The organism is Sulfitobacter sp. BSw21498 (assembly GCF_006064855.1).
In the GTDB taxonomy this organism is placed as follows: domain Bacteria; phylum Pseudomonadota; class Alphaproteobacteria; order Rhodobacterales; family Rhodobacteraceae; genus Sulfitobacter.
Genome location: NZ_CP040754.1, coordinates 22958 through 42344, shown reverse-complemented (window position 1 = coordinate 42344; position 19387 = coordinate 22958). Strand labels below are relative to the sequence as shown.

Sequence of the window (19387 nt, the reverse complement as noted above, 5' to 3'; positions counted from 1 at the left end):
ATGACCAACCCATATTTTTCCGACGAACTGACCATGCTGCGCGAGCAAATCCGCCGTTTTGTCGAGGCCGAGATCGTGCCGCACGGCGACGCCTGGGAAGAAGCAGGCAAAGTCCCGCGCGAGGTATTCGCCAAGATGGGCGAGCTGGGCTTTCTTGGAATGCGTTACCCTGAGAAATATGGCGGAGCGGATCTGGATACGATGGCCAGCGTCGTGCTGGCAGAAGAGCTGGGCCGCTGCACATTCGGAGGCTTTTCAGCTGACCTGCTGGTGCACACGGATATGGCCAGTCCGCATCTGGCCAATGTAGGCACACCCGAACAAATGGCACGCTGGATGCCGGGTATCACGTCAGGCAAAAGCGTCTGTGCCGTTGCCGTAACCGAACCCGGTGCCGGGTCAGACGTGGCAGGAATGCGCACACGCGCGGTCCGCGACGGCAATGGCTGGGTGATCAACGGTACCAAAATGTTCATCACTAATGGTGTGCATGGCGATCTGTTTTTCGTCGCTGCCAAAACCAACACCGAAGCAAAAGGTTCGCGCGGGGTCACGATCTTTGCAGTCGAAAAAGGCACAGCGGGATTTTCGGTCGGCAAGAAGCTGAACAAGACTGGATGGCTGTGTTCGGATACTGCCGAACTGGTTTTTGACAACGTCCGTGTCACAGGCGACCATATTCTGGGCGAGGTTGATAAGGGTTTCTACGCCATCATGAAGAACTTTCAGAACGAACGAACGGTTCTGGGAGCGATGGCCATGGGTGAGGCGCAGAAAGCCATCGAACTGACGCTGGATTATGTGAAGGATCGTCCTGCCTTTGGCGGTGTTCTATGGGACAAACAGGTGATCCGTCACCGACTTGCCGAGCGCGCCGCCCAGGTCGAGGCTGGCCGGCAACTAGTCTACAGCGCGGCGTGGAAAGACGCTCAGGGGATGGATTGTGTCAAAGAGGTTTCGATGGTCAAGGCCTATTGCGGCGATCTGGTCAACAAGGTGATGTATGATTGCGTTCAGTTTCACGGCGGCATGGGCTACATGCGCGAAACCCCGGTTGAACGGATGTCTCGCGACGCGCGTATTCAGGCCATTGGCGGCGGCGCAACCGAAGTGATGTTGGAAGAAATTGCCAAGCGGCTTTAGACGGCAAGAACTGGATTCCGGATGAATTAACGTGTTTGTTGAACTGAGAGGTTAACGCACTTTGCGGTGCCATTGGCACGAAACCCCACGGTATCGATCTGGCACGTGTAACTACTCTGACTTGTCACGAACATCTGAAATTGACCGAAACTCATTTCGCCTCGTCCTCCGCTCAAAAGTTCGCAGATTTTGCTCAGGTTTAATGCGCCAGCTCGGGCGCTAAATGCGTTCAGAAACATGGGGGAGCCAGCTTCACAGCCGGATCGACGCGGGGTTTGAGAGTTTTCCACGCGCGAAATCATAAGACGTAGCGAGGATTTTCAATGCTGTTTCGATCTCGGCTGTGTCCCGCGCGGCGAACACCATGACGGCGGTTGCGGGGATCATGCCTGAGGCCGCCATCGGGTGCGGCTCGCCCCATCCTTTAGCGAACAGTTCAAGCGTACATTCGATTGGCAGCATCAGATGCATGGAGCCGTCATAATGCGGATGCACATGGGCAAACTCATTTCCCACCATAAAAGATTCTTGACAGCCGTGGGCATGATCATGTGCCAGCCAAAGAGCTTCGGCTCCGGGGACAGAGATAATGCTGGGGCGACGCTCGACAAAGGGAAAATCAAATGCGCGCTCTTTGAGCTTTTGATAGGTACTGGCATCGGGGTTTTGGGTTACCTGCTCGTGAGGCGCGCAATCGGTAGTCTCTGGTCGCGGGCCGATGCGGGGCGTCAGTTCAAACATTTCCAGCCTTTCTGGTTTATATGGTTAGGACCCCAGAGCCTTGCGGACGTCCGGTGCAACGCGGGTTCCCAGGATCTCGATCGCGTTCATCAGGGATTTTTGATCGAGCCGCCCGATCGCCATCTGAATGGTAATCCGTGTAAAGCCGAAGATTTCATGATGGGCGAGGATCTTGTCGGTCAGTTCTGCGGGGCCGCCCACGAACAACGCGCCGCTGGGGCCGCTCATGGTATCAAACTGTTCACGGGTTGCCGGGGGCCATCCGCGTTCTGCGCCAAGTCGGGTCATGACCTCGTTATGCGGGCCACTGTAAATGTCGCGGGCGGCTTGACTGGTTTCGGCCACAAACCCATGCACATTCAGTGAGGTTTCAAAGATGGCCGGGTCGTGCCCGGCCTTGGTGGCGGCAGAGCGGTAAAGATCGAACAAAGGCGCAAACCGCACAGGTTCCCCGCCAATTATACCAAGCGCAAGAGGCAGGCCAAGTGTGCCGGCCCGCACCGCCGATTGTGGGGTTCCCCCGATACCCAGCCAGATCGGCAGCTTGTCCTGATAGGGACGTGGATAGACGCCCTGATGATCGACCGCAGGCAAATGTTTTGTGCCAGGCCAACTTATGTGTTCGGCTTCGTTCACCATCATCAAAAGCTGGAGTTTTTCAGCAAAAAGGCCGTCGTAGTCATCCAGCGCATGACCAAACAGCGGAAAGGATTCAACAAAGGCACCGCGCCCGACCATGATCTCGGCGCGCCCCTGGGTCAGGTTGTCCAGCGTCGAAAACTGTTGGAAGACGCGGATCGGATCATCGGAACTAAGCACAGTGACGGCGCTGGAAAGGCGGATGTTTTTGGTTTGTGTAGCCGCCGCTGCCAGCGCTACAGCAGGATTTGAAACTGCATAGTCGGGGCGGTGATGTTCGCCAACGCCGAACCAATCCAGCCCGACCTGATCGGCCAGCACGATTTCCTCAACCAGATTGCGCAGCCTTTGGGAAGGGCTGACGCTGCCAGCTTGATCGGCGCCCGACTCTGCGAATGTGTATATGCCTATTTGCACGATATGGCCTTCTTTGGGGCGGGGGCGAATACCTCGCCCCCGCAGATATTTCCGTGGATTCTAAACGCCAAATAGGGCCCGAACAGGTGCAAACGCCTCCTTCCACGAAGCGCGCGCCTCAAGCCGTTCGATCCAGGCCGCGACGTTCGGGAGATCGTCAAGCGAGATATCAGACTGCACACGGTACATGAATGTCGAGGCCAGCGCGAAATCCGCAACGCTAAGATCGCCCGCGATCCAATCCTTGCCCGCAAGGCCGAATTCCAGCACTGCTAGGAACTGATCTACGTTCTTCAACTCGGCGTCTATGACGCTTTGATCCGCCTCTCCCATGCCGAACTTCGCTTTCAGGAACCGCTCGAACGACAACTTTTGAATTGCCGGACCAAGGTGAATTGTCTGCCAGTAAAGCCACTGATCCACCGTTGCCCGGGCCTTTGGGTCGTCAGGATAAAGACCGCGCTCGGGTTTCTTGCTTGCCAGATAGGAATTGATGGCACGGGATTCCCATATCACGAAATCGCCGTCTGCCAGCACCGGCACCTTGGCATTGGGATTCATCGACAGGAATTCCACGCTGCGGTTGTCGCCGCCGCGTATGTCGACCTCGATGATCTCAAGATCGATCCCCAGTTCCAGGGCAACCGCCCGCACCCGAAGGGCGTTGGGCGAGAAATTGGCGTTGTAAAGCTTCATCATGGTTTCCTTATTGCGCCGGTGGGGTGAGCAGGGCCGCCTTGTTGGCAATCAGGAAATCACGCGCCGACTGGCCGGCCTGTCCGGTCAGTTTTTCCAGATCACCCGTTGCAACACTCAGATAGTCCTTGGCCATCGCCTCGTCGAAGGACGCAAAAACCTTTGCCATGAACTCTGGCAAGCCAGCGCCGATCATTGCCTGGACCAGATCGTCGGTTGAGATCGGGATATAGGGGATATCCTTGCCCGAGATTTCCGACAGGAAGGCCGCGATGTCGCTTTGGGAAAGCGCCGCGGGGCCGGTGATGTCCAAAACGCTTGAACCGGTTTCCTGCATCAGGGCCGCTGCAGCGGCGCGGGCGCAATCGGCGCGAGTAACATAGCCGGTTTTCCCCTCAGCAGCAGCGGCGAAGTGTTGCCCCATTCCAATGCTTTGCCCACCACCCATCAGCACCAGATCGGTGTAAAGGTTGTTGCGCAGGATGGTATAGTCGACACTGGTGTCCTTGATTAGCGCTTCGGTGTCGCTGTGATCTTTGGCGAACGTGATCGGGCTTTCCTCAACCGGGTTTGTCAATGACGTATAAACGATATGTGTGATCCCTTCCTTCGTCGCGGCTGCAACGGCGTTTTTATGCGCTGCCAGTCGCTTGCCTGGTTCCAGATCGTCGGTCGAAATGATCAGCAGACGCTTGCCACCCGCAAAAGCCGCGCTCAACGATGCGGGGTCGTTGAAATCACCCTTACGGGCCTCGATGCCCTTGTCAGCCAGATCGGCCAGCTTTTCCGGCGAACGCGAAACGGCGATGATCGGACCGGCACCGGCCGCAATCAGATTGTCGATGACCTGTCGGCCAAGCTGGCCGGATGCACCGGTGACGATGAAAGGGCCGTTTTGAATGTTTGTCATTGGGTATTCCTCGATTTTTCGGGTTGGATTTGGATGTTCAAGCGTCTGATGGGATTCAGCCAAAGGTAAACGCGCTTTCGACTGCTCCGAGCACGTGATCCTCCAGCGTTTTCACGCCTTTGTCGGCAAGGGCGGCCCCCGCGACAACATGCAGCGGAATCAGATGTTCTTCGCGCGGGTTGGCATCGCGGGCACCAGGGGCGGCGTCCCACTGAGCCAGCATTTGATCACGCTCTGCTGGATCGGTGCGGGTGGCCGTATCGCTTAGCCAGCGGTCAAATTCCTGCCCGTTCACGGCATCGGTGACACCACCCCGCATCGCACGCATCATTTTTTGCATGTTGTGATAGGTGTTGCCCGAACCAATGATCAGCACACCTTCGTCGCGCAACGGCGCCAGTGCCCGCCCGACCGCAATATGCGCAGTTGGGTCAAGATCGCTGCGCAGGCTAAGCTGCACACAGGGAATGTCTGCCTGCGGAAAGGCCACCTTGAGCGGAATGAACACGCCGTGATCGTAACCGCGCGCCTCATCAACGGGGCAGGGGAACCCGGCCGCCTCGACAAGCGTCTGCACCCTGTCGGACAGCGCGGGGTCGCCAGGCGCGGGCCAAGTCAGTTCGTAGGTGTGAGGTGGAAACCCGTTATAATCGAACAACAGCGACGGGGCCGGGTTTTTCTGCACTGTGAACTGCTGCTCTTCCCAATGGCCTGAAATCACCAGCAACGCCTTGGGGGCATCCGGCAATGTTGCCGGTAAATCCGCAAGGAACTCGCGCTGTCGGTTCCAGGTTTCTGGCGGGTCCCAGTCCATGAAGAAACATGGGCCTCCACCGTGTGGAATGAACATCGTCGGCATCCGGGGCATGTACTGCATCCTTTCGTCTTTATTGCGAGCGAAGCCTGACGATCCAGCCCGCCCATGCTTGCTAGGTTTTTCTTTTCACTCTAGTATTATAAAGCGCCTTAGTTTTTAAAGGGAAGTAGGCACGTAAAGGTAACTACCCTTGGAGAAACTCAAAATGAAACAGAAAATACCGCCCGCATGTCCCATGGACTCCATTTTGCGCCTGCTGATGGGGCCGTGGACAACTTATATTCTTTGGGTCCTAAACGATGTTGGGCCACAGCGGTTTGGGGCGCTGAAACGGGCAGTGCCGGGAATTTCAACCCGTGTGCTGACGGAGCGGTTGCGAATGTTGCAGGCGGCCGGAGTGATCTGGCGCGATCAGACTCAAACGATCCCACCCGCGGTTACCTATGGTCTGACTGAGCGAGGTGACGATCTGCGCCAAGTGCTCGAATCCTTAGGTGAAATTGCGCAACGGTGGCAATCTGAAGGGGCGTTTGAAACGGGTAATGTTGCTGCAGAATGATCAATTCAACGATGTGGTGGTCCACATAATTTTTATCTGCTACCGCGAAATCTGCCAATTTGAGCCAATATTATTTGCTTAATATCCAGCTTGCTACGCTATATTTAACATAAGATTGATTATGCGTATTTTAGCAATAATATATTTGGAGTTGCAATAATATACTAATGGAGTCATGCTGCTTGCACCCTACTCGATAGGATGCTTCACATGCTTCGCAGATTTCGAAAATACTCAATTGTCGCCGTACTTGCACTTGTTGGTTCGTCCGTAGGCCTTGCCAATCGTGTGCAGGCTCAAACTTATCAGATCGATTGCGCAATTTTGCTGTGCCTCTCTGGCGGCTGGCCAGCGTCAGTTCCATGTGCCCGTGCACGCGCTGAATTCATCCGCCGGATCACGCCTTGGCCCGTTGAGCCGCCATTGCAGATTTGGCGGTGCCCAATGGGCGCATCCTATGATCCAGATGCCCCGTCAGATAATCGAAGTCGTTTCTACGATATCATGTTCACTAGTCAGGATCGCCCGCGACCACTTCTGTCGCCAGCAACTGAACCTCTGCCTTCTGAAAATGCCGTTTTGAATATTGCTGGTCCAAAGCCTAACCTGCTTCCGGAAGGATTTGCGCTCCAGTTGGTCCAAGACCGCGCTGACATCGACATCAGCGGCCCCGAATTCAACTTTGTACGCTCAATCCGTGTTTATGATGTCCGATATGCACGCCAAAACGAGTCCGGCCGCGATGGAGACTGCAACCGATCTGCTACCATTTACCTCGGTACCTATGGAACCCAAGGTGATTTTTCATGGGCTCGATCTGCTCCAGCAGCTCTACCCGAGGCACATACTGGACTTGAACGATGGGGATATAATTGTCCGAGTATTTACCATCGATCGGTCTTCGTTGATTGGCGTGATTACGAAGGAAATTACGGCTTCGAACAGGTCAATTACTGACGGAGCGTAAGGTTTATTATGTAATATTAAAAGATCTAAACTCATCGAACGCCAGCCGCGCGGTCTGTCGGTAACGATAATGCGGGCCATTATCGTTACTCCAAAGAGAGCTGACTTCGAAACGACGAAGCGCCTATGATCAACTGTTTGGACACCTCAACAGGAGTCTAACATGCCCCATCTCGATCACACCGCTTTCGTCAATGCCTGCCGCGATGAACGCGGCGTCGGACATCACACGCTGCGGGCCTATGCCCAGGATCTGCGCACCTTCGCGCGCTTCACCAAGGAGCGTCATCTCACCGATCCGCTGTCGAAAGACGACATCCTTGCCTACCACCGTCATCTGCGCGATGATCTAGAGGCCAAGCCCGCAACCATCGAGCGGCGGCTGGTCACCCTCAAGTCGTACTTTGCCTGGTGCGCGGATCGGAACAGCGCCCTGCCCTCTCCGTTTGTGGACGTCCGCATCTCAGTTCGGATCCCGCGGCGCCTGCCGCGCCCGATTGAACGCGACACGTTGAAAGCTGTCTTGCACGCGGAAACTGAGCTGACCAGGGCGCAGCCTTCTGACCAGGCTTTCGCCGCAGATCAGAAAGTTACAATCCTGATGATCAAGCTGTTGATTGTGACGGGTCTGCGGATCAGCGAGCTGACCAACCTGAAGATACGCGATGTCTCAACCGACGCGGCACAGATGATTGTGCGCGGCAAAGGCAACAGGGAGCGCATCGTCTTTGTGCCAAACGCAGAGTTGCAGGACGCGTTCCGACGCTACTGCATGTTTTGCGCTGAACACGGGTCCCTGAAATCGCCGCTCTTCCTGAATGCGTTGGGCCGCCGGCTCCGGTCGCAAACGTTTCGGAAACGGCTGCGCATGCTGTCACACCGCTTAGGGATCGTGCCGCATCTGACGCCGCACCGGTTCCGCCATTCAGCTGCGACACTGCTGATCGAAGAGGGCTCCGATATCCGCATTGTGCAGGCTCTGCTCGGACATGCTAGCCTCAGGACCACCGAAATCTATGTAAGGGTTTCGAACACCGCGCTTCGGCGCGCGCTAGAAAGGGCCAATGTCTTAAATGCGTTAGTTGAGTAAATATCGATACGCTCTGTCGTTTTCTAGTTTCGCCATTGCTGCTTAAACTCTTCATCAAACCAGAGCTCGGCGTCAGCTGACGCGCCACGAACGGAGCGAAAGTTCAGGTAGTGGCCGTATCCCTTTTGATCCAGCCAAGACTTGAAAGTGAGAAAACTTGGTTCGCTTTCTGCCGCACGAGGAATGTCGACTTCATCCCCCCAAACATGGCACAGGTGCCTGATCACGGGCTCTGCCTCACTCTTCTTAATTGTCAAAATCCTAATTAACTAGCAGCAATTCACCGGCATGCAGCCTCGGCCAATGTGGTGCGCTAGTTTTTGTACTTTCACCGCTCATTTCTTGCCCTGATCAAATCAAAGGCTTGATGGCAAAGCTGCAGGAGATGAAGCCTCAGCCTTGCCATCGCTCGGTTCACGCATTGCCTCGAACTTCATCCGTCGCGCATCGTTGTGCGAGGATTGCGAGCGCCATATCCAGAGCTAACAAACTTGCCCGAGACAGCACTACGTGTTGCACCGTGAGTTGATCCACCACCAACTCTTTCATTCACTGTTGTACGTGGACTGCGATTTGCATGAGCTTTCGTAACGAAGCGTCCAGATATGGTGCTTCGGGCACGAGTGCCACTTCCTTTTTTAGCCATGTGATTTCCTTTCATTTGCTAGGATGACGTTATGTTGCTAGGTAGCAATTGCTGTATATCCGATTCCCGGTATATTGCAACAGTGAAACGGGAGATCACATGTCGAATTTTTTTGATGCTGAAGGATTCTATGCGGCCCTCGACGCCATCAGACGCGACCGGGAGGTATCTTGGAAGAAAGTTGCAGAAAAAGCCAAGGTGTCTGCCTCGACGCTTACCCGCATGGGACAAGGGAAACGCCCCGACGTTGATAGCCTCGCGGCACTCGCCTCGTGGTCAAGCCTTGATGTGAGCCAATTCTATCGGACCGAAACGATGACACGATCGCAAAAGGATACCTTAGCCGAGATCACAACACTCTTGCGGGCCGACAGGAACATCAAGGGTGAAGACGCCCAAACGATGGAACTGATGATTAAGACGCTGTATGAAGACATGAGGAAACGTAGGGCGGATGGCGCACAAGTTTAAGCACGGATTCAAGGCAGAGGCAGAGCGATACGCCGAAGAGTTTCGAGGTGAACTGAACCTCGAGCCACATGCGCCCCTGTGTCCGAGAAAACTCGCCAAACATCTGGGCGTTCCAATATTTGGGATTAAGAAAAACAGCTGCCTTCCACCAGAGATTCCAAATTACTGGGCCAGCCATCCCGATGATCCCTTCTCGGGGTTGATCATCTCTGACGGTAGCTACAGGGAAATCCATCACAACGATTTTAATCACCCACGCCGACAGAATTCAGATTTGGCCCACGAGCTTGCTCACGTCATCTTAGGACACGACATGGACGTTCCAATCAAAGAGAACGGCGAGCGCGCCTTTGATCGCAATATTGAAGAAGAGGCCAAGTGGTTCGGTGCGACACTTCTGTTACCCAAAAAGGCAACAGTTTTCATGGTTATGAATAGGTATTCAAGAGCCCAGATTGAGGATGAATACCAAGTTAGCTGGCAACTTTATCAATATCGAGTTGGTGTAACTGACGCGGTGCGGGCATCGAAGAACATGCGTCGAAAGAATGTCGCGTAACCTCCTGTTTTGCTCAATTTTCAGTCTAAGCTTATCCAGACAAGGCAATTAGCAAGAGTACCGATGATATCCCTATCCGCAATATTGCACTGGTCTCAACGTTACTGGCGCCGAAGGTGGTCTTTCACACATGCCTCCGGTGTACGAGGTACTTTTCTTTGCTTAAGCCACGTGGTTTCCGCGATGATCTGTGTCACAACCGTTCGACTAACTTCCTTATAGGGCACGTGTATGAAGATCTGTATTTTGGCATGGGGCTCCCTTCAATGGGACCCTAGATCTCTTGAAATTTCTGACGCTTTTGAGCCCACCGGACCGATGGTGCCCATCGAATTCAGCCGAATCTCCGGAAAGGACGGACCGACACCACGTCTGACCCTGGTGATCAACGAAGGCAACGGAGCCCTTTGCCCAACCTTCGTCGCGACAAGCAATTTCAAAGATCTTGGCGCAGCCAAGGAGAATCTTCGAGTTCGCGAGGGAATGCTGCACGTTAACGGCGTCGGTTTCGCGGACTTATTGTCCGGCGACGTGAGCGAACGTGCGATGGAACGTCACCCGGAAACAGTTCGTACGGTGCGTGCGTGGTTGGAGAATTCAGAGTTCGACGCAGCGATCTGGACCGCGCTTGCAAGCAACTTCGCGGATGTGCGGGACGAACCCTTCTCAGTCGACGCGGCGATACGTTTTCTCGAAACGCTGCCAGTAGAAAATCTCATAGTCGCGTTGGAGTATGTTCGTCGTGCGCCAGAGCCGGTGCAGACTGAAGTCAGGGACGCGGTTATTCGTCGCTGGCCGGATCTGCCGGAAGGTACATGACCAGACGGACACGCGATCGCGACTTGTTTTGGAAGGTACGAGAATAGATTGGGCCACCTGGAGGCGTGGATGCCAACGGCGTGCAGTTGGCGACGATCTATTAAAGCCCGCTATCGACCTCGAATGTAGTCATGATCGGGAACTTTCGAAGAGAGGACTATAGCGCCTTCTCTGTCTCGATGCGCGCCCTCGGCAAAGTTGATCGTATCCACGAAGTAGAAAAGGGCCGCGCGTGCGAGTTTCAGTGAATCGAGGGTTAGGCGATCAAACCTGTTTAGATGCGTATGATCAACCGCCAAGGAGGCAGAGGACGTGTCTTCGGAAAACATGTCATCATGGAAGACGGAGAAGCGATGCGTCGAGCTGTTCCTGTAGCTCTTGTGGGCCTGCATGAATCCATCTCCGCGGCTCTCATCCTTCGAGATGTCATGGTAGATGTTAAACAGCGCGATCAAGCCGGGATTACCAGCTCTTAGATGGGCGGATATCTCATCGTGCAGCTGGAAGATTCCGCCCTTTCCAGTCCTACCCCAAACGTCCGCAAAGCTCGACTTGTATGCTTTCTTCAGTCCAAGATAGCACGCCAGGGCGACGGCGATCTTGTCGAGTAGGTCGAACGCGATGCGTTGCGCACTCGTCAGAGCCGAATAACGGACACCGTAGACGGCGTAGTCTAAAGTGTCCGCGTGAGAGGTCGTCTCCAAATATGGCGTCTCCACATCATACTCTCTGACGTCATAGTAAACTTGCCGCGCGAACGCGTAGTCTGATTTCATCACATTAATCATAGCGAAAACTTCTGGGACACAGTGCTCATCCGACTCCTTTGCCCTTATCGACGGAATCGTCAACAAATCGAACCGACCGGCTTCGTACTCTTCGACGCTGCAACAGAGCGACAGCGCCAATCCCTCCGCGTCAATGAATGCGAAATAGCGATTTTCAATCGCCTTTCGAGGGACAGACTCGATCTTCGCGGCATCGTTCGCGGCGTCGATCACAGTTCGCAATACGTCCCTCCCGGAAAAATCGATGATTACGTCCTGGTTTGAGAACACGACGTCGGAGAGCCGACGTATACGCTGGAGGAGCGTATCAATGTGACAGTAGGTTTGATAAGTCTCGTGCTGTCGGTGAAAGAGCCCGGCCAGTCCCATTGAATGCCGCATTTCTTGATATGCTGCGACACCGTTCCGTGGCAGCGCCTCGAGCGCTCGCTGAAAGCAATCCAGGCCTTCGACCCAACGAGATGTATCCAATAGAAGAATACCTATATTTGTCAGCGCTTGAGATTTTAGCTCCGGAGATGCTATGCCATCGCGCAACACCTCTCCGAACCGAACTCTTGCCCGAAAACTGTCTTCGAAAGCCTGGCCTGAGATCGGAGATACGGGCCCATATGCTAGCCGGGCACGTACTTGCAAGGCATTTGCGAGATTGTAAGAGAGAGCCGCATCGGACCCACCAGATTCCACAAGCTCGTTAAAGATCTCGACGCCTTGGCTCACAGAGGCAAAGTCACCGACGGCGTCACCGCAATCGACGAGGACAACTGCTGCGGCCTCCCTCTCTCCCGGTCCGGGACCCGGAACACGCGCGAGCTCAATCGCTTTTTGAGGATCGTTTTCCCGCAAGTTGTACAGTTGTTTGATATTGTCAGAAGACATGCCGCTTCCTCCATTCCTGCTCCGGCCGGCATCTATCAAAGTTCACTTTCTGAATGCCATCTGTCCCTTGGGGTTGCGAAAATGCCCTACGCCGAACGCGATCAACCGGTCAACAGCTGCTTTGCCGTTCGTCTGATCCGATCTGAGGTCACCGCGTGATCCTCGCCATATGCATCTGCAATCAATCGGATGGCTCCAGTGACGTCACCCGGATATCTGCCGCCAAACTCATCGGACTGGAATGGGGCATCCGTTTCAGTGAGGACGCGTTCGATAGGGACGGTATCAAGCAGGATCCGCCCCCTCGGAGACTGCAACATCTGCTCGTTGACAGAAAAATAGCAGCCCAGTTCGAGAGCACGCCTGATCTCTGATTCAGACGCGTTAAACCAGTGAAGCACCGGGACACAGGTGCGATACGCGCCTGTCCGTTCGACGACGTCAAGAACCTGTTTGGCAGTCCGGACACTGTGAATACTAATGACCTTATCGCCGAGCCTCGTACACAGCGCCAACACGCTTTCGAACACCAGCTTCTGGCGTTCGAAGGATGGATAGAACCGGCGGCCGGCATCGAGGCCAACTTCGCCTATAAACCTGGTCGAGGACGCGAGCTCTTCGAAGAGGGAGAGTTCCGACGCCCTCTCAGCGACCAACTGCGGGTGTATGCCGAGGGCGGCGCGTACAAAGTGACTATCACGCGCCATGCTCTTATTCCGGGCAAACGCTTTCGGTGTCGTGGTGACCGCGAGTGTGAAGCACCGAGCGGACTCACAGCGCGTATATGCCGCCCGCATGTCCTGACAGAGATCGAGATGACAATGAAAGTCGACGGGACCGGACGCATCCTCATCAGACATGCTTCGTCCTAACACCCTTAAGGATCTCCGAGACTTCATTCATGCCCCGGCGATACACGTCGACGTAAGCGTCCAGATCATCGCGGCCCAGCGGCCCAGGTTTTTGCACTAGAAACCTTGCCCGGCTTGGATTTTTCCGCAGGTTTTCGGCAGCAAACATGAAGGATCTGATGTTCTTCCCGTCCGCCGATTTCGAGTTCAAGACCCCTTTCTTAAGATCATCGAGAAAATAGGTAGTTGTATCCGCTTCATCGAGCCCAGCAGCGAGCGACGCGCGACGGATCAGGCACGGGACGCAACGACCACAGTGCTGGGGAGGTGCGCTCTCAAATCGCACTTGTGCCGGATGGGAACATGACATCGAGGCGGGTGCCAACTCGGCAAGCAGGTCGCGATCCAAACACTGTCTGGCCATCTCCCCCTTCGTCTTGAATCGATAAGGGTTTTCCAATGTCACGTCGACGCCCAGAGCATTTACCAATTCGGACATCGACCGAATGAAATGCGGGTGGGCCGTGCGCGTGCTCAGTGATCCGAGCCGATGGGCATCCATAGGCACATTGAGGGCGATCAAACCGTTTTCGGGGATAAGCACCTTGTTGGTAGAGGCGACCGCGTCGGCCGCAACCACGGCGAGGCTGTAGAAGAGGAAGGATCGCGCCCTTTGGTTGTTGTCGCTCCCGGCCTCTGCAAAGTCCGACTTCCGGAATCCTATATAGGCCCGGACAGATTCGAAGGCATCGCCGTGACGGTCCTTCAATACTTCGAGTAGTTGCCGTTGCGCACTTGATGCCTCTCCGTCCCAGTAGTGGCTGACCAGGAGCGGTCGCTGTCCCGAAGCCAGGAGGTCGATCGCCCCGATGAGGCTGTCCAATCCGCCAGAGAACAGACTCACTTGCGTAAAGTCCGTAAGATCCATCTCCTCAGGTTGCTTCGTGAAGGATTGGAGGTCGTTTGGTCGATCGCGAAACGTGAAACCCCAATGATCACCAGTCAAGAATTGAAGCATTCTGGATAAATGGTCCTGCTGTTTCCGCCAGAGGCCTGGTTCCGACACTGCGACGTTGAGATCAATCATACGCGTCCAGCCGTCATCGGCGTACCGTTCCCGCGAGACGCCGGTGTCGGCCGCATATACTGCGGTCGCGACGATCATTAAATCGACCGCAGCTTCGCTCGGTGTCGCGCCTAACTTGAAGAGTCGTTCCAATAGCTGGCCCAACCCCCTGTCGAGATCACCAAAACTATCGATCATATCGATGATGATATCAGCGGTGTCTTGAGCAGGTTCGTCGTCCTGATGGCCTAGGCGTACAAAGATATTACGTCTCATTGCATGGTCTCCAGAACTGCGCCTAGCATGTCGAATGTATCGGCATAGACATCAGAAATGCTTCTATCAATTTCGGATTGCGTCGGACGTGATCCAGCATCGAACCTGTTCCCGAGCGCATCCCTCACCCTCCCCTGCGTAAAATCTCGGGTAATCCGCTCAGCCTCTCGAAAATCGGCATCAGACGCTGACCCGTGCAACGCGTTCGTCCCAATCTCGTTGAGAACCTTTGTCACAATGCTTCGGGTGATCACGTCACATAGGAATTCGTCGAGTTGATCCGTAGATAGCTCATCAAACGCGCCGGGATCATCTTCTGCAACCTCTGCGATTGCTTCGAGCATCGCGTCGCGAGCGATCGACTCATCAATCGTTCCACCATCAGGACAGATGACCTCCGCCACGGCCTCGAGGACCTCTACGGCGGGACGGCCTGCGAGGTCTTGAAGATTAAATCGGGCTAGTGCCGCCTCGGCACCGTCAGTCGCGACCGCGCTCGCGAGCCCGGCGACACCGGATGCTACCCGAGTTGAGTGCGGCATTCGCCGCGTGGCCCCGGCACCGCCCCCCGCGGCGCTGACGTAACCCTTTAGTGCGCGTCCGAGAGACTTGTTCCCGCCCCCATTGGTAAATCGGGTGAACTGTCCCCGAGGATAGGCGAACTTGCCGCCGGGAGGCGCTACAGCGGGCAACGTCTGTGGCGTGCCAGCGTCATCGCCGTCGGTCGGTGTAGGATTTTCGGTGTCAGAACCGCCGCCTCCGTCTTGATCGGTCGCGTCTCCCCCCATACCCGAATCGACACCATCGACCCAGTCTGGGACAAGGCCGGATGATGGGCCACCATATGAACTCGACGTTCCCATTATCTTGCCCCCTTGCCACGGAAACTTCGTCCACCACCTGCTGCTAGTTGCAGTGGTTTATTTTCGTCAAGTTTGGCCCAGGCCTCTTTGATCTTGGTAAATTCGCGATTGGCCTCCGCACCGGTGAAGATTTTTTCCCAACCGGTTGCCGCCCAAGGCCCCAGCTGACCGCTTGGCAGGTCGGCGAGGAGGCGAACCGTCGGGGTTTGGAGATTGGCAGATATCTTGCAAAGCTCCATTAGGCCCTCAATACCATCGGGTCGCTTCTTTAGATCCGTCGCAGCCCTGATCCTTGCGGCGACCACGTCGAAAATTTGCTCGATCTCTCCCGGTGTGAGTTTTGCGATTTCAACAGCCGCAGCGCGTGCGCCAAGGGTGCTGCCGCAAAGTTTCTCGATCCAGTCCTCTTTCAACGCCAGATTTGAGCCTGCGGTGAACAACGCCTTGCGATCACGAGACACGAACAAATAAGGACGCAAATCCTCATCCGCTAGCGCTGGAGCAACCAGAGCCCATCGTCTGACCCATTCACTCGCAAGAAGGTCGTCGTCAGTTGTTTTTTCGGTCCGATCCCGGCTCTTGGCCGACGCCGGCTTCTTGGCTTTGTCAGACTCCTCAGGTTCCTTGCGTAAGATTTCTTCGAGGTCTGCGACTGTCTTCGAGGAACCGCTGACAGCGGCCTCTGCCTCCAGACGCTCGAAGAAATCTGCCTTAAAGCGTTCTGCGAGCATCAGTTTGGCAAGGACAGCGGGATTTACATCTTCTCCGATCCCACGTGCGTCTGCGATAGCGAGGCGGAGATTGAGTGTGTTCAAAAACCTCTTGATCTGTCTGGGATTACCTTGAGCCCCTTCGGCCAGTGGCAACGCGAGTTGATCTGCCAAAATAAGCGCGTTCTCCAGCTCCGCGGAGACCGTGCCGAGCCGCTCTTCGATCGCGCCCCGGCTCAACCCGTTCCCGTCCCAAGGGCGCCTCAACGCTTCACGACCGAGTTCTAGCAACGTCTTGAATTGGACCGAACCGGTATCGAGGGAGCTCCCAGCCACAAGGAGGGTCAAATATATCTTGGTCTCGACGTATCCCAACGGCGGCAAACGGAACGGGACCTGAATGAGCTTTTCGAGATAATTTCGAGCGTAGGTCGACGGGCCAGACGACAGAGGCAAGTCCGGAAAATGAGACCTAACGGCGTATTCGATCATCCCCTCGTCGGCGGCGATGACAAATGCCGCTCCGGGCACGAACAGGAAAAGGCGTATCGCCTCAAGCGTCTCTATTGCGGTCGCGGGAAGGCATCTGTCAAGATCATCCACGACAACAACGAGGCGATCTATATCTGCCGCCGCGAGCAACTCCTCGAATTCCGACCTGAACGCATGAATGTGGGCAGGTAATGTTTCGGCATCAGGGTCGTTGAGGCAGTCTGTGACTTCTTTGACGTAGCCCGTCATGTCGCCAACCGTCAGACTTGCGCCTCCTGCGAGAAGCGATTTTCCCTGTTTCATGAGTCCGCCGAGCATGTCCGGGGACGGGATCCCCGTGAGCCCGGTCAAGGCGAAGCCACCCGCCTTGGACGCGACCTTCATGAGATCAACGCGCTTCAGCAGCCTCTTTGATGCGTCCTTCAGCTTGGTCGTGAGCGCGCGATCCCGTAGCAATTGTTCGACGATCGTTTCGATGACTACGGTTTTGGCGTCTTCGAGGCCCTGAAACAGCCAGCCATTGAACCGAATGACCGAAGTGCGATCATCATTCGAGAACGCGTCCTCGAGCATGAGCAAAACGCTCGACTTTCCCGCGCCCCAATCCCCATGGACGCCGACTGTGAGAGGTTCGGTCCCCGAGTCTCTGATCACTTTGGCGACCGTCGCGGAGACGGCCTCAGAGTAGATCAGGTCGACGGCGGTCTCGTTATCTGGAATAATCATGAAAGTTGGTTTCCACAGTATATCGTCATTTCAAAATTGTCGCCCCGCGCGGCTTGTCCCTTAATCGCCCGCCGCCCAGTTAATGGTATGCCGGCACTTCTTCGCCCTTTTGGTTCGGAACTCATCATAGTAACTCTCGGACCGGAACGAACGCGTGATTGGTTTCGGCCGCCCGTCGCAGCTTTTCGTCAAGAACATCGATCAATGAGAGACGGTTATGAACGATCTGATGTAGGTCGAGGCCATCGGCACAGATTATGTTCGTGCGCCTACCGGTCCTGAAAGCCTTGAGGCCGTCTTCAGAAAACCCCGAATTACTAATGAAGAGCCCGCGCGCCCACGTCGCCTTGCCCGAGACCTTGCCGGAGAAGGTCAGCAGATCGGCCTGACCTGTAAGGCCAGCCTGCCATTTGGCTTCGACGAGGTAGGTCTCCCCATGCAGCTTAAGGCTTCCGTCAATCTGTTCGCCCGTCAGCTTGAAAGGTGCTCGTGGCGTCAGCCCATAAGCGGCAAAAAGTTCTGTGAGAAAGCGCTCGTACTCATAGCCACGACGCTGCGGCGGGTGTTCAAATAGGCCGATCAATCGTGCCGATAACGTCTGTGCCAGTTCGTCTGACAGCGTGGTTGTCGCTTCTTCTGGAATTGTCTCCGGCTCAGACTCATCTCCTGGCAGTGATTCAAGGAACGCGGGGTCGTTGAGCTCGGGCACCTTTAGCGACAGGCGCAAGAGAAGCGCGTTCAACGCGACTACCTCTGCACGGGTCAGCGGCTCTCCTTTGCCCCTGCGCCAGGTCATTGATTGCCGTACGATCATCAGCATCAATGGGCTAAATTTGTGTCGCCTCTGCCCGAGGGTTGATGATAACATCTGGACGATCGCGGGGCGCTTGCTACCACCGACCCACAGGTCTTCACATTGGACCTTTGCAGCCGCCAATGGAAATGCGGTCCGAGAGTTTCCGCTCCCGGGCAATAAGCCGTAAAGCAGGTCCGCCAGATCCTCGACGCATTGTTCCTCGACGAGATTCATGAGCGTCCCCACAGACATGACAGCGGGGCTGCGAACATGTTTTCGCCGAAGGGGACGACCTTATCGTGATCGTAGAGCACCATGCCTTGGACGAACTTTTTGCCGCAGGCGTCCGCCAGTTTGCGCATTCCGGAAAAATCGGCGGTCGAAACGGTGGCAGATGATTTTACTTCGATCCCGACCACCTCGCCGCGGCGGTTCTCCAACACGATATCAACCTCGTTCTTGTCCTTGTCCCGGAAGTGCGAGAACGTGCACCTCTGTTCGCTCCAAGTGGCGATCTTTCGCAGTTCGCCGAACACGAAGGTCTCTAGGATCGCCCCGAAGCTCGTCTTGTCCCTGCGAACCACGTCCGGCGAAACATCTCGCATCGCGGCTAGGAGGCCCGCATCGAGAAAATGTAGTTTGGGCGACTTGGTTAGACGTTTCAGGCGGTTTGTAAACCAGGGCTGGAGCGTATGAACAAGGTAAAGGCTTTCGAAGACATTTACATATTTTTGTGTGGTGACATGGTTGAGGTCGAGGCCCGCACCGATCCCGGTGTAGTTGACTAACTGGCCTGAGTGTTCGGCAAGTACGGACATCAATTTTGGCATGACGGCAAGTTGTTCGATCTGTGCGACGTCTCGGACGTCACGTTGGACGATCGCATCGAGGTAGGCGTGATACCAATCCTGCTTCCGCGACCATCGCGCCCGACCGAGCGCTTCGGGATACCCGCCTGAAAGGACGCTTTCAATGAGGTCGTCTCCGACGATCATCTGGCCGGCAGTCGGTTTCTCTCGGGCAAAGGCCCGATCAATGAACTCTGATTTCGTACCCAGAATTTCTGCCTGTGAGAGAGGCAGTAACCGAACGACCTCCATGCGACCGGCAAGGGAATCCGCCACTTTTGGAATGGTCATGAGGTTGGCCGAACCCGTTAGGAGGAACCTTCCCGGTGTCTGATCGTCATCGACCAGATTCTTGATTGCCAACAGAAGATCGGGCGCGCGTTGAATCTCATCGATCACAGCGCGGTCCAATCCGCGGACGAAACCGACCGGATCATCAATCGCCGATCGCAATACGTTGGCATCGTCCAATGTCAGGAAGGGTGTTTTGTCCGACGCAATTTCGTTTGCGAGTGTCGTCTTGCCGGACTGACGCGGCCCCGAGATGAGAACCACGCGGGTGTCGGACAGCGCTTCTTCCACTCTAGCCTTGGCAAATCTTGGGTACATTGTCGTGCGA

Annotated in this window: 19 protein-coding genes; 7 read left to right on the top strand and 12 right to left on the bottom strand. The window is 55.4% G+C overall.

Annotated features, from left to right (window positions below; all coding sequences use genetic code 11):
• Complete coding sequence (locus E5180_RS15145; protein ID WP_089423291.1) at positions 1–1143, top strand: acyl-CoA dehydrogenase family protein; 1143 nt, start codon at positions 1–3, stop codon at positions 1141–1143.
• A gap of 252 nt (positions 1144–1395) precedes the next feature.
• On the opposite strand, the gene E5180_RS15140 is transcribed toward E5180_RS15145, so the two are convergent.
• Genes E5180_RS15140 through E5180_RS15120 form a run of 5 tightly spaced genes read right to left on the bottom strand, consistent with a single transcriptional unit; the run spans position 1396 to position 5414 of the window.
• Positions 1396–1884 (bottom strand): luciferase domain-containing protein, encoded by a 489-nt coding sequence (locus E5180_RS15140; protein WP_138925281.1) that lies wholly within the window; start codon positions 1882–1884, stop codon positions 1396–1398.
• Positions 1885–1908: 24 nt separating this feature from the next.
• Positions 1909–2940, bottom strand: a complete 1032-nt coding sequence (locus tag E5180_RS15135; RefSeq protein WP_138925280.1) for an Atu2307/SP_0267 family LLM class monooxygenase — start codon at positions 2938–2940, stop codon at positions 1909–1911.
• A gap of 60 nt (positions 2941–3000) precedes the next feature.
• The gene (locus E5180_RS15130; RefSeq protein ID WP_171048988.1) at positions 3001–3636 is read right to left on the bottom strand and encodes a glutathione S-transferase family protein; all 636 of its coding nucleotides are present in this window, start codon (positions 3634–3636) and stop codon (positions 3001–3003) included.
• A gap of 10 nt (positions 3637–3646) precedes the next feature.
• A complete protein-coding gene (locus E5180_RS15125) occupies positions 3647–4546 on the bottom strand; it encodes an NAD(P)H-binding protein (RefSeq protein WP_138925278.1) in 900 nt (299 codons plus the stop codon).
• 55 nt (positions 4547–4601) lie between these two features.
• Entirely contained in the window at positions 4602–5414 is an 813-nt protein-coding gene (locus E5180_RS15120) for a DODA-type extradiol aromatic ring-opening family dioxygenase (RefSeq protein ID WP_138925277.1), read from the bottom strand.
• Between the two features lie 184 nt (positions 5415–5598).
• On the opposite strand from E5180_RS15120, the gene E5180_RS15115 reads away from it, so the two are divergent.
• From E5180_RS15115 to E5180_RS15085, 6 genes are all read left to right on the top strand, one after another.
• Positions 5599–5922, top strand: a complete 324-nt coding sequence (locus tag E5180_RS15115; RefSeq protein WP_138925360.1) for a winged helix-turn-helix transcriptional regulator — start codon at positions 5599–5601, stop codon at positions 5920–5922.
• A 201-nt stretch (positions 5923–6123) separates the two neighbouring features.
• Positions 6124–6879, top strand: a complete 756-nt coding sequence (locus E5180_RS15110) for a hypothetical protein (protein WP_441351455.1) — start codon at positions 6124–6126, stop codon at positions 6877–6879.
• A gap of 172 nt (positions 6880–7051) precedes the next feature.
• Complete coding sequence (locus E5180_RS15105; protein WP_138925276.1) at positions 7052–7978, top strand: tyrosine-type recombinase/integrase; 927 nt, start codon at positions 7052–7054, stop codon at positions 7976–7978.
• Between the two features lie 745 nt (positions 7979–8723).
• Positions 8724–9095 (top strand): helix-turn-helix domain-containing protein, encoded by a 372-nt coding sequence (locus E5180_RS15095; protein ID WP_138925274.1) that lies wholly within the window; start codon positions 8724–8726, stop codon positions 9093–9095.
• Complete coding sequence (locus E5180_RS15090) at positions 9079–9654, top strand: ImmA/IrrE family metallo-endopeptidase (protein ID WP_138925273.1); 576 nt, start codon at positions 9079–9081, stop codon at positions 9652–9654. Before E5180_RS15095 ends, E5180_RS15090 begins: the two co-directional genes overlap by 17 nt.
• Positions 9655–9885: 231 nt before the next feature.
• Positions 9886–10473: a hypothetical protein gene (locus E5180_RS15085; RefSeq protein WP_138925272.1), complete on the top strand. Its 588-nt coding sequence runs from the start codon at positions 9886–9888 to the stop codon at positions 10471–10473.
• A gap of 110 nt (positions 10474–10583) precedes the next feature.
• Here the strand turns inward: E5180_RS15085 and E5180_RS15080 are convergent, their stop codons facing one another.
• The 7 genes from E5180_RS15080 to E5180_RS15050 form a co-directional block, all read right to left on the bottom strand.
• Positions 10584–12140: an LA2681 family HEPN domain-containing protein gene (locus E5180_RS15080; protein WP_138925271.1), complete on the bottom strand. Its 1557-nt coding sequence runs from the start codon at positions 12138–12140 to the stop codon at positions 10584–10586.
• A 101-nt stretch (positions 12141–12241) separates the two neighbouring features.
• Positions 12242–13000 (bottom strand): Qat anti-phage system TatD family nuclease QatD, encoded by a 759-nt coding sequence (gene qatD / locus E5180_RS15075; RefSeq protein WP_138925270.1) that lies wholly within the window; start codon positions 12998–13000, stop codon positions 12242–12244.
• Entirely contained in the window at positions 12993–14333 is a 1341-nt protein-coding gene (gene qatC, locus E5180_RS15070; protein WP_138925269.1) for a Qat anti-phage system QueC-like protein QatC, read from the bottom strand. Before qatC ends, qatD begins: the two co-directional genes overlap by 8 nt.
• Entirely contained in the window at positions 14330–15196 is an 867-nt protein-coding gene (qatB, locus tag E5180_RS15065; protein WP_138925268.1) for a Qat anti-phage system associated protein QatB, read from the bottom strand. Before qatB ends, qatC begins: the two co-directional genes overlap by 4 nt.
• Positions 15196–17124 carry a Qat anti-phage system ATPase QatA gene (gene qatA / locus E5180_RS15060; RefSeq protein ID WP_138925267.1) on the bottom strand — a complete coding sequence of 643 codons (1929 nt, stop codon included), beginning with the start codon at positions 17122–17124 and terminating at the stop codon, positions 15196–15198. Before qatA ends, qatB begins: the two co-directional genes overlap by 1 nt.
• A 124-nt stretch (positions 17125–17248) precedes the next feature.
• Entirely contained in the window at positions 17249–18154 is a 906-nt protein-coding gene (locus tag E5180_RS15055; RefSeq protein ID WP_138925266.1) for a restriction endonuclease, read from the bottom strand.
• Positions 18151–19377 (bottom strand): ATP-binding protein, encoded by a 1227-nt coding sequence (locus E5180_RS15050; RefSeq protein WP_138925265.1) that lies wholly within the window; start codon positions 19375–19377, stop codon positions 18151–18153. Before E5180_RS15050 ends, E5180_RS15055 begins: the two co-directional genes overlap by 4 nt.
• Positions 19378–19387 lie beyond the last annotated feature (10 nt).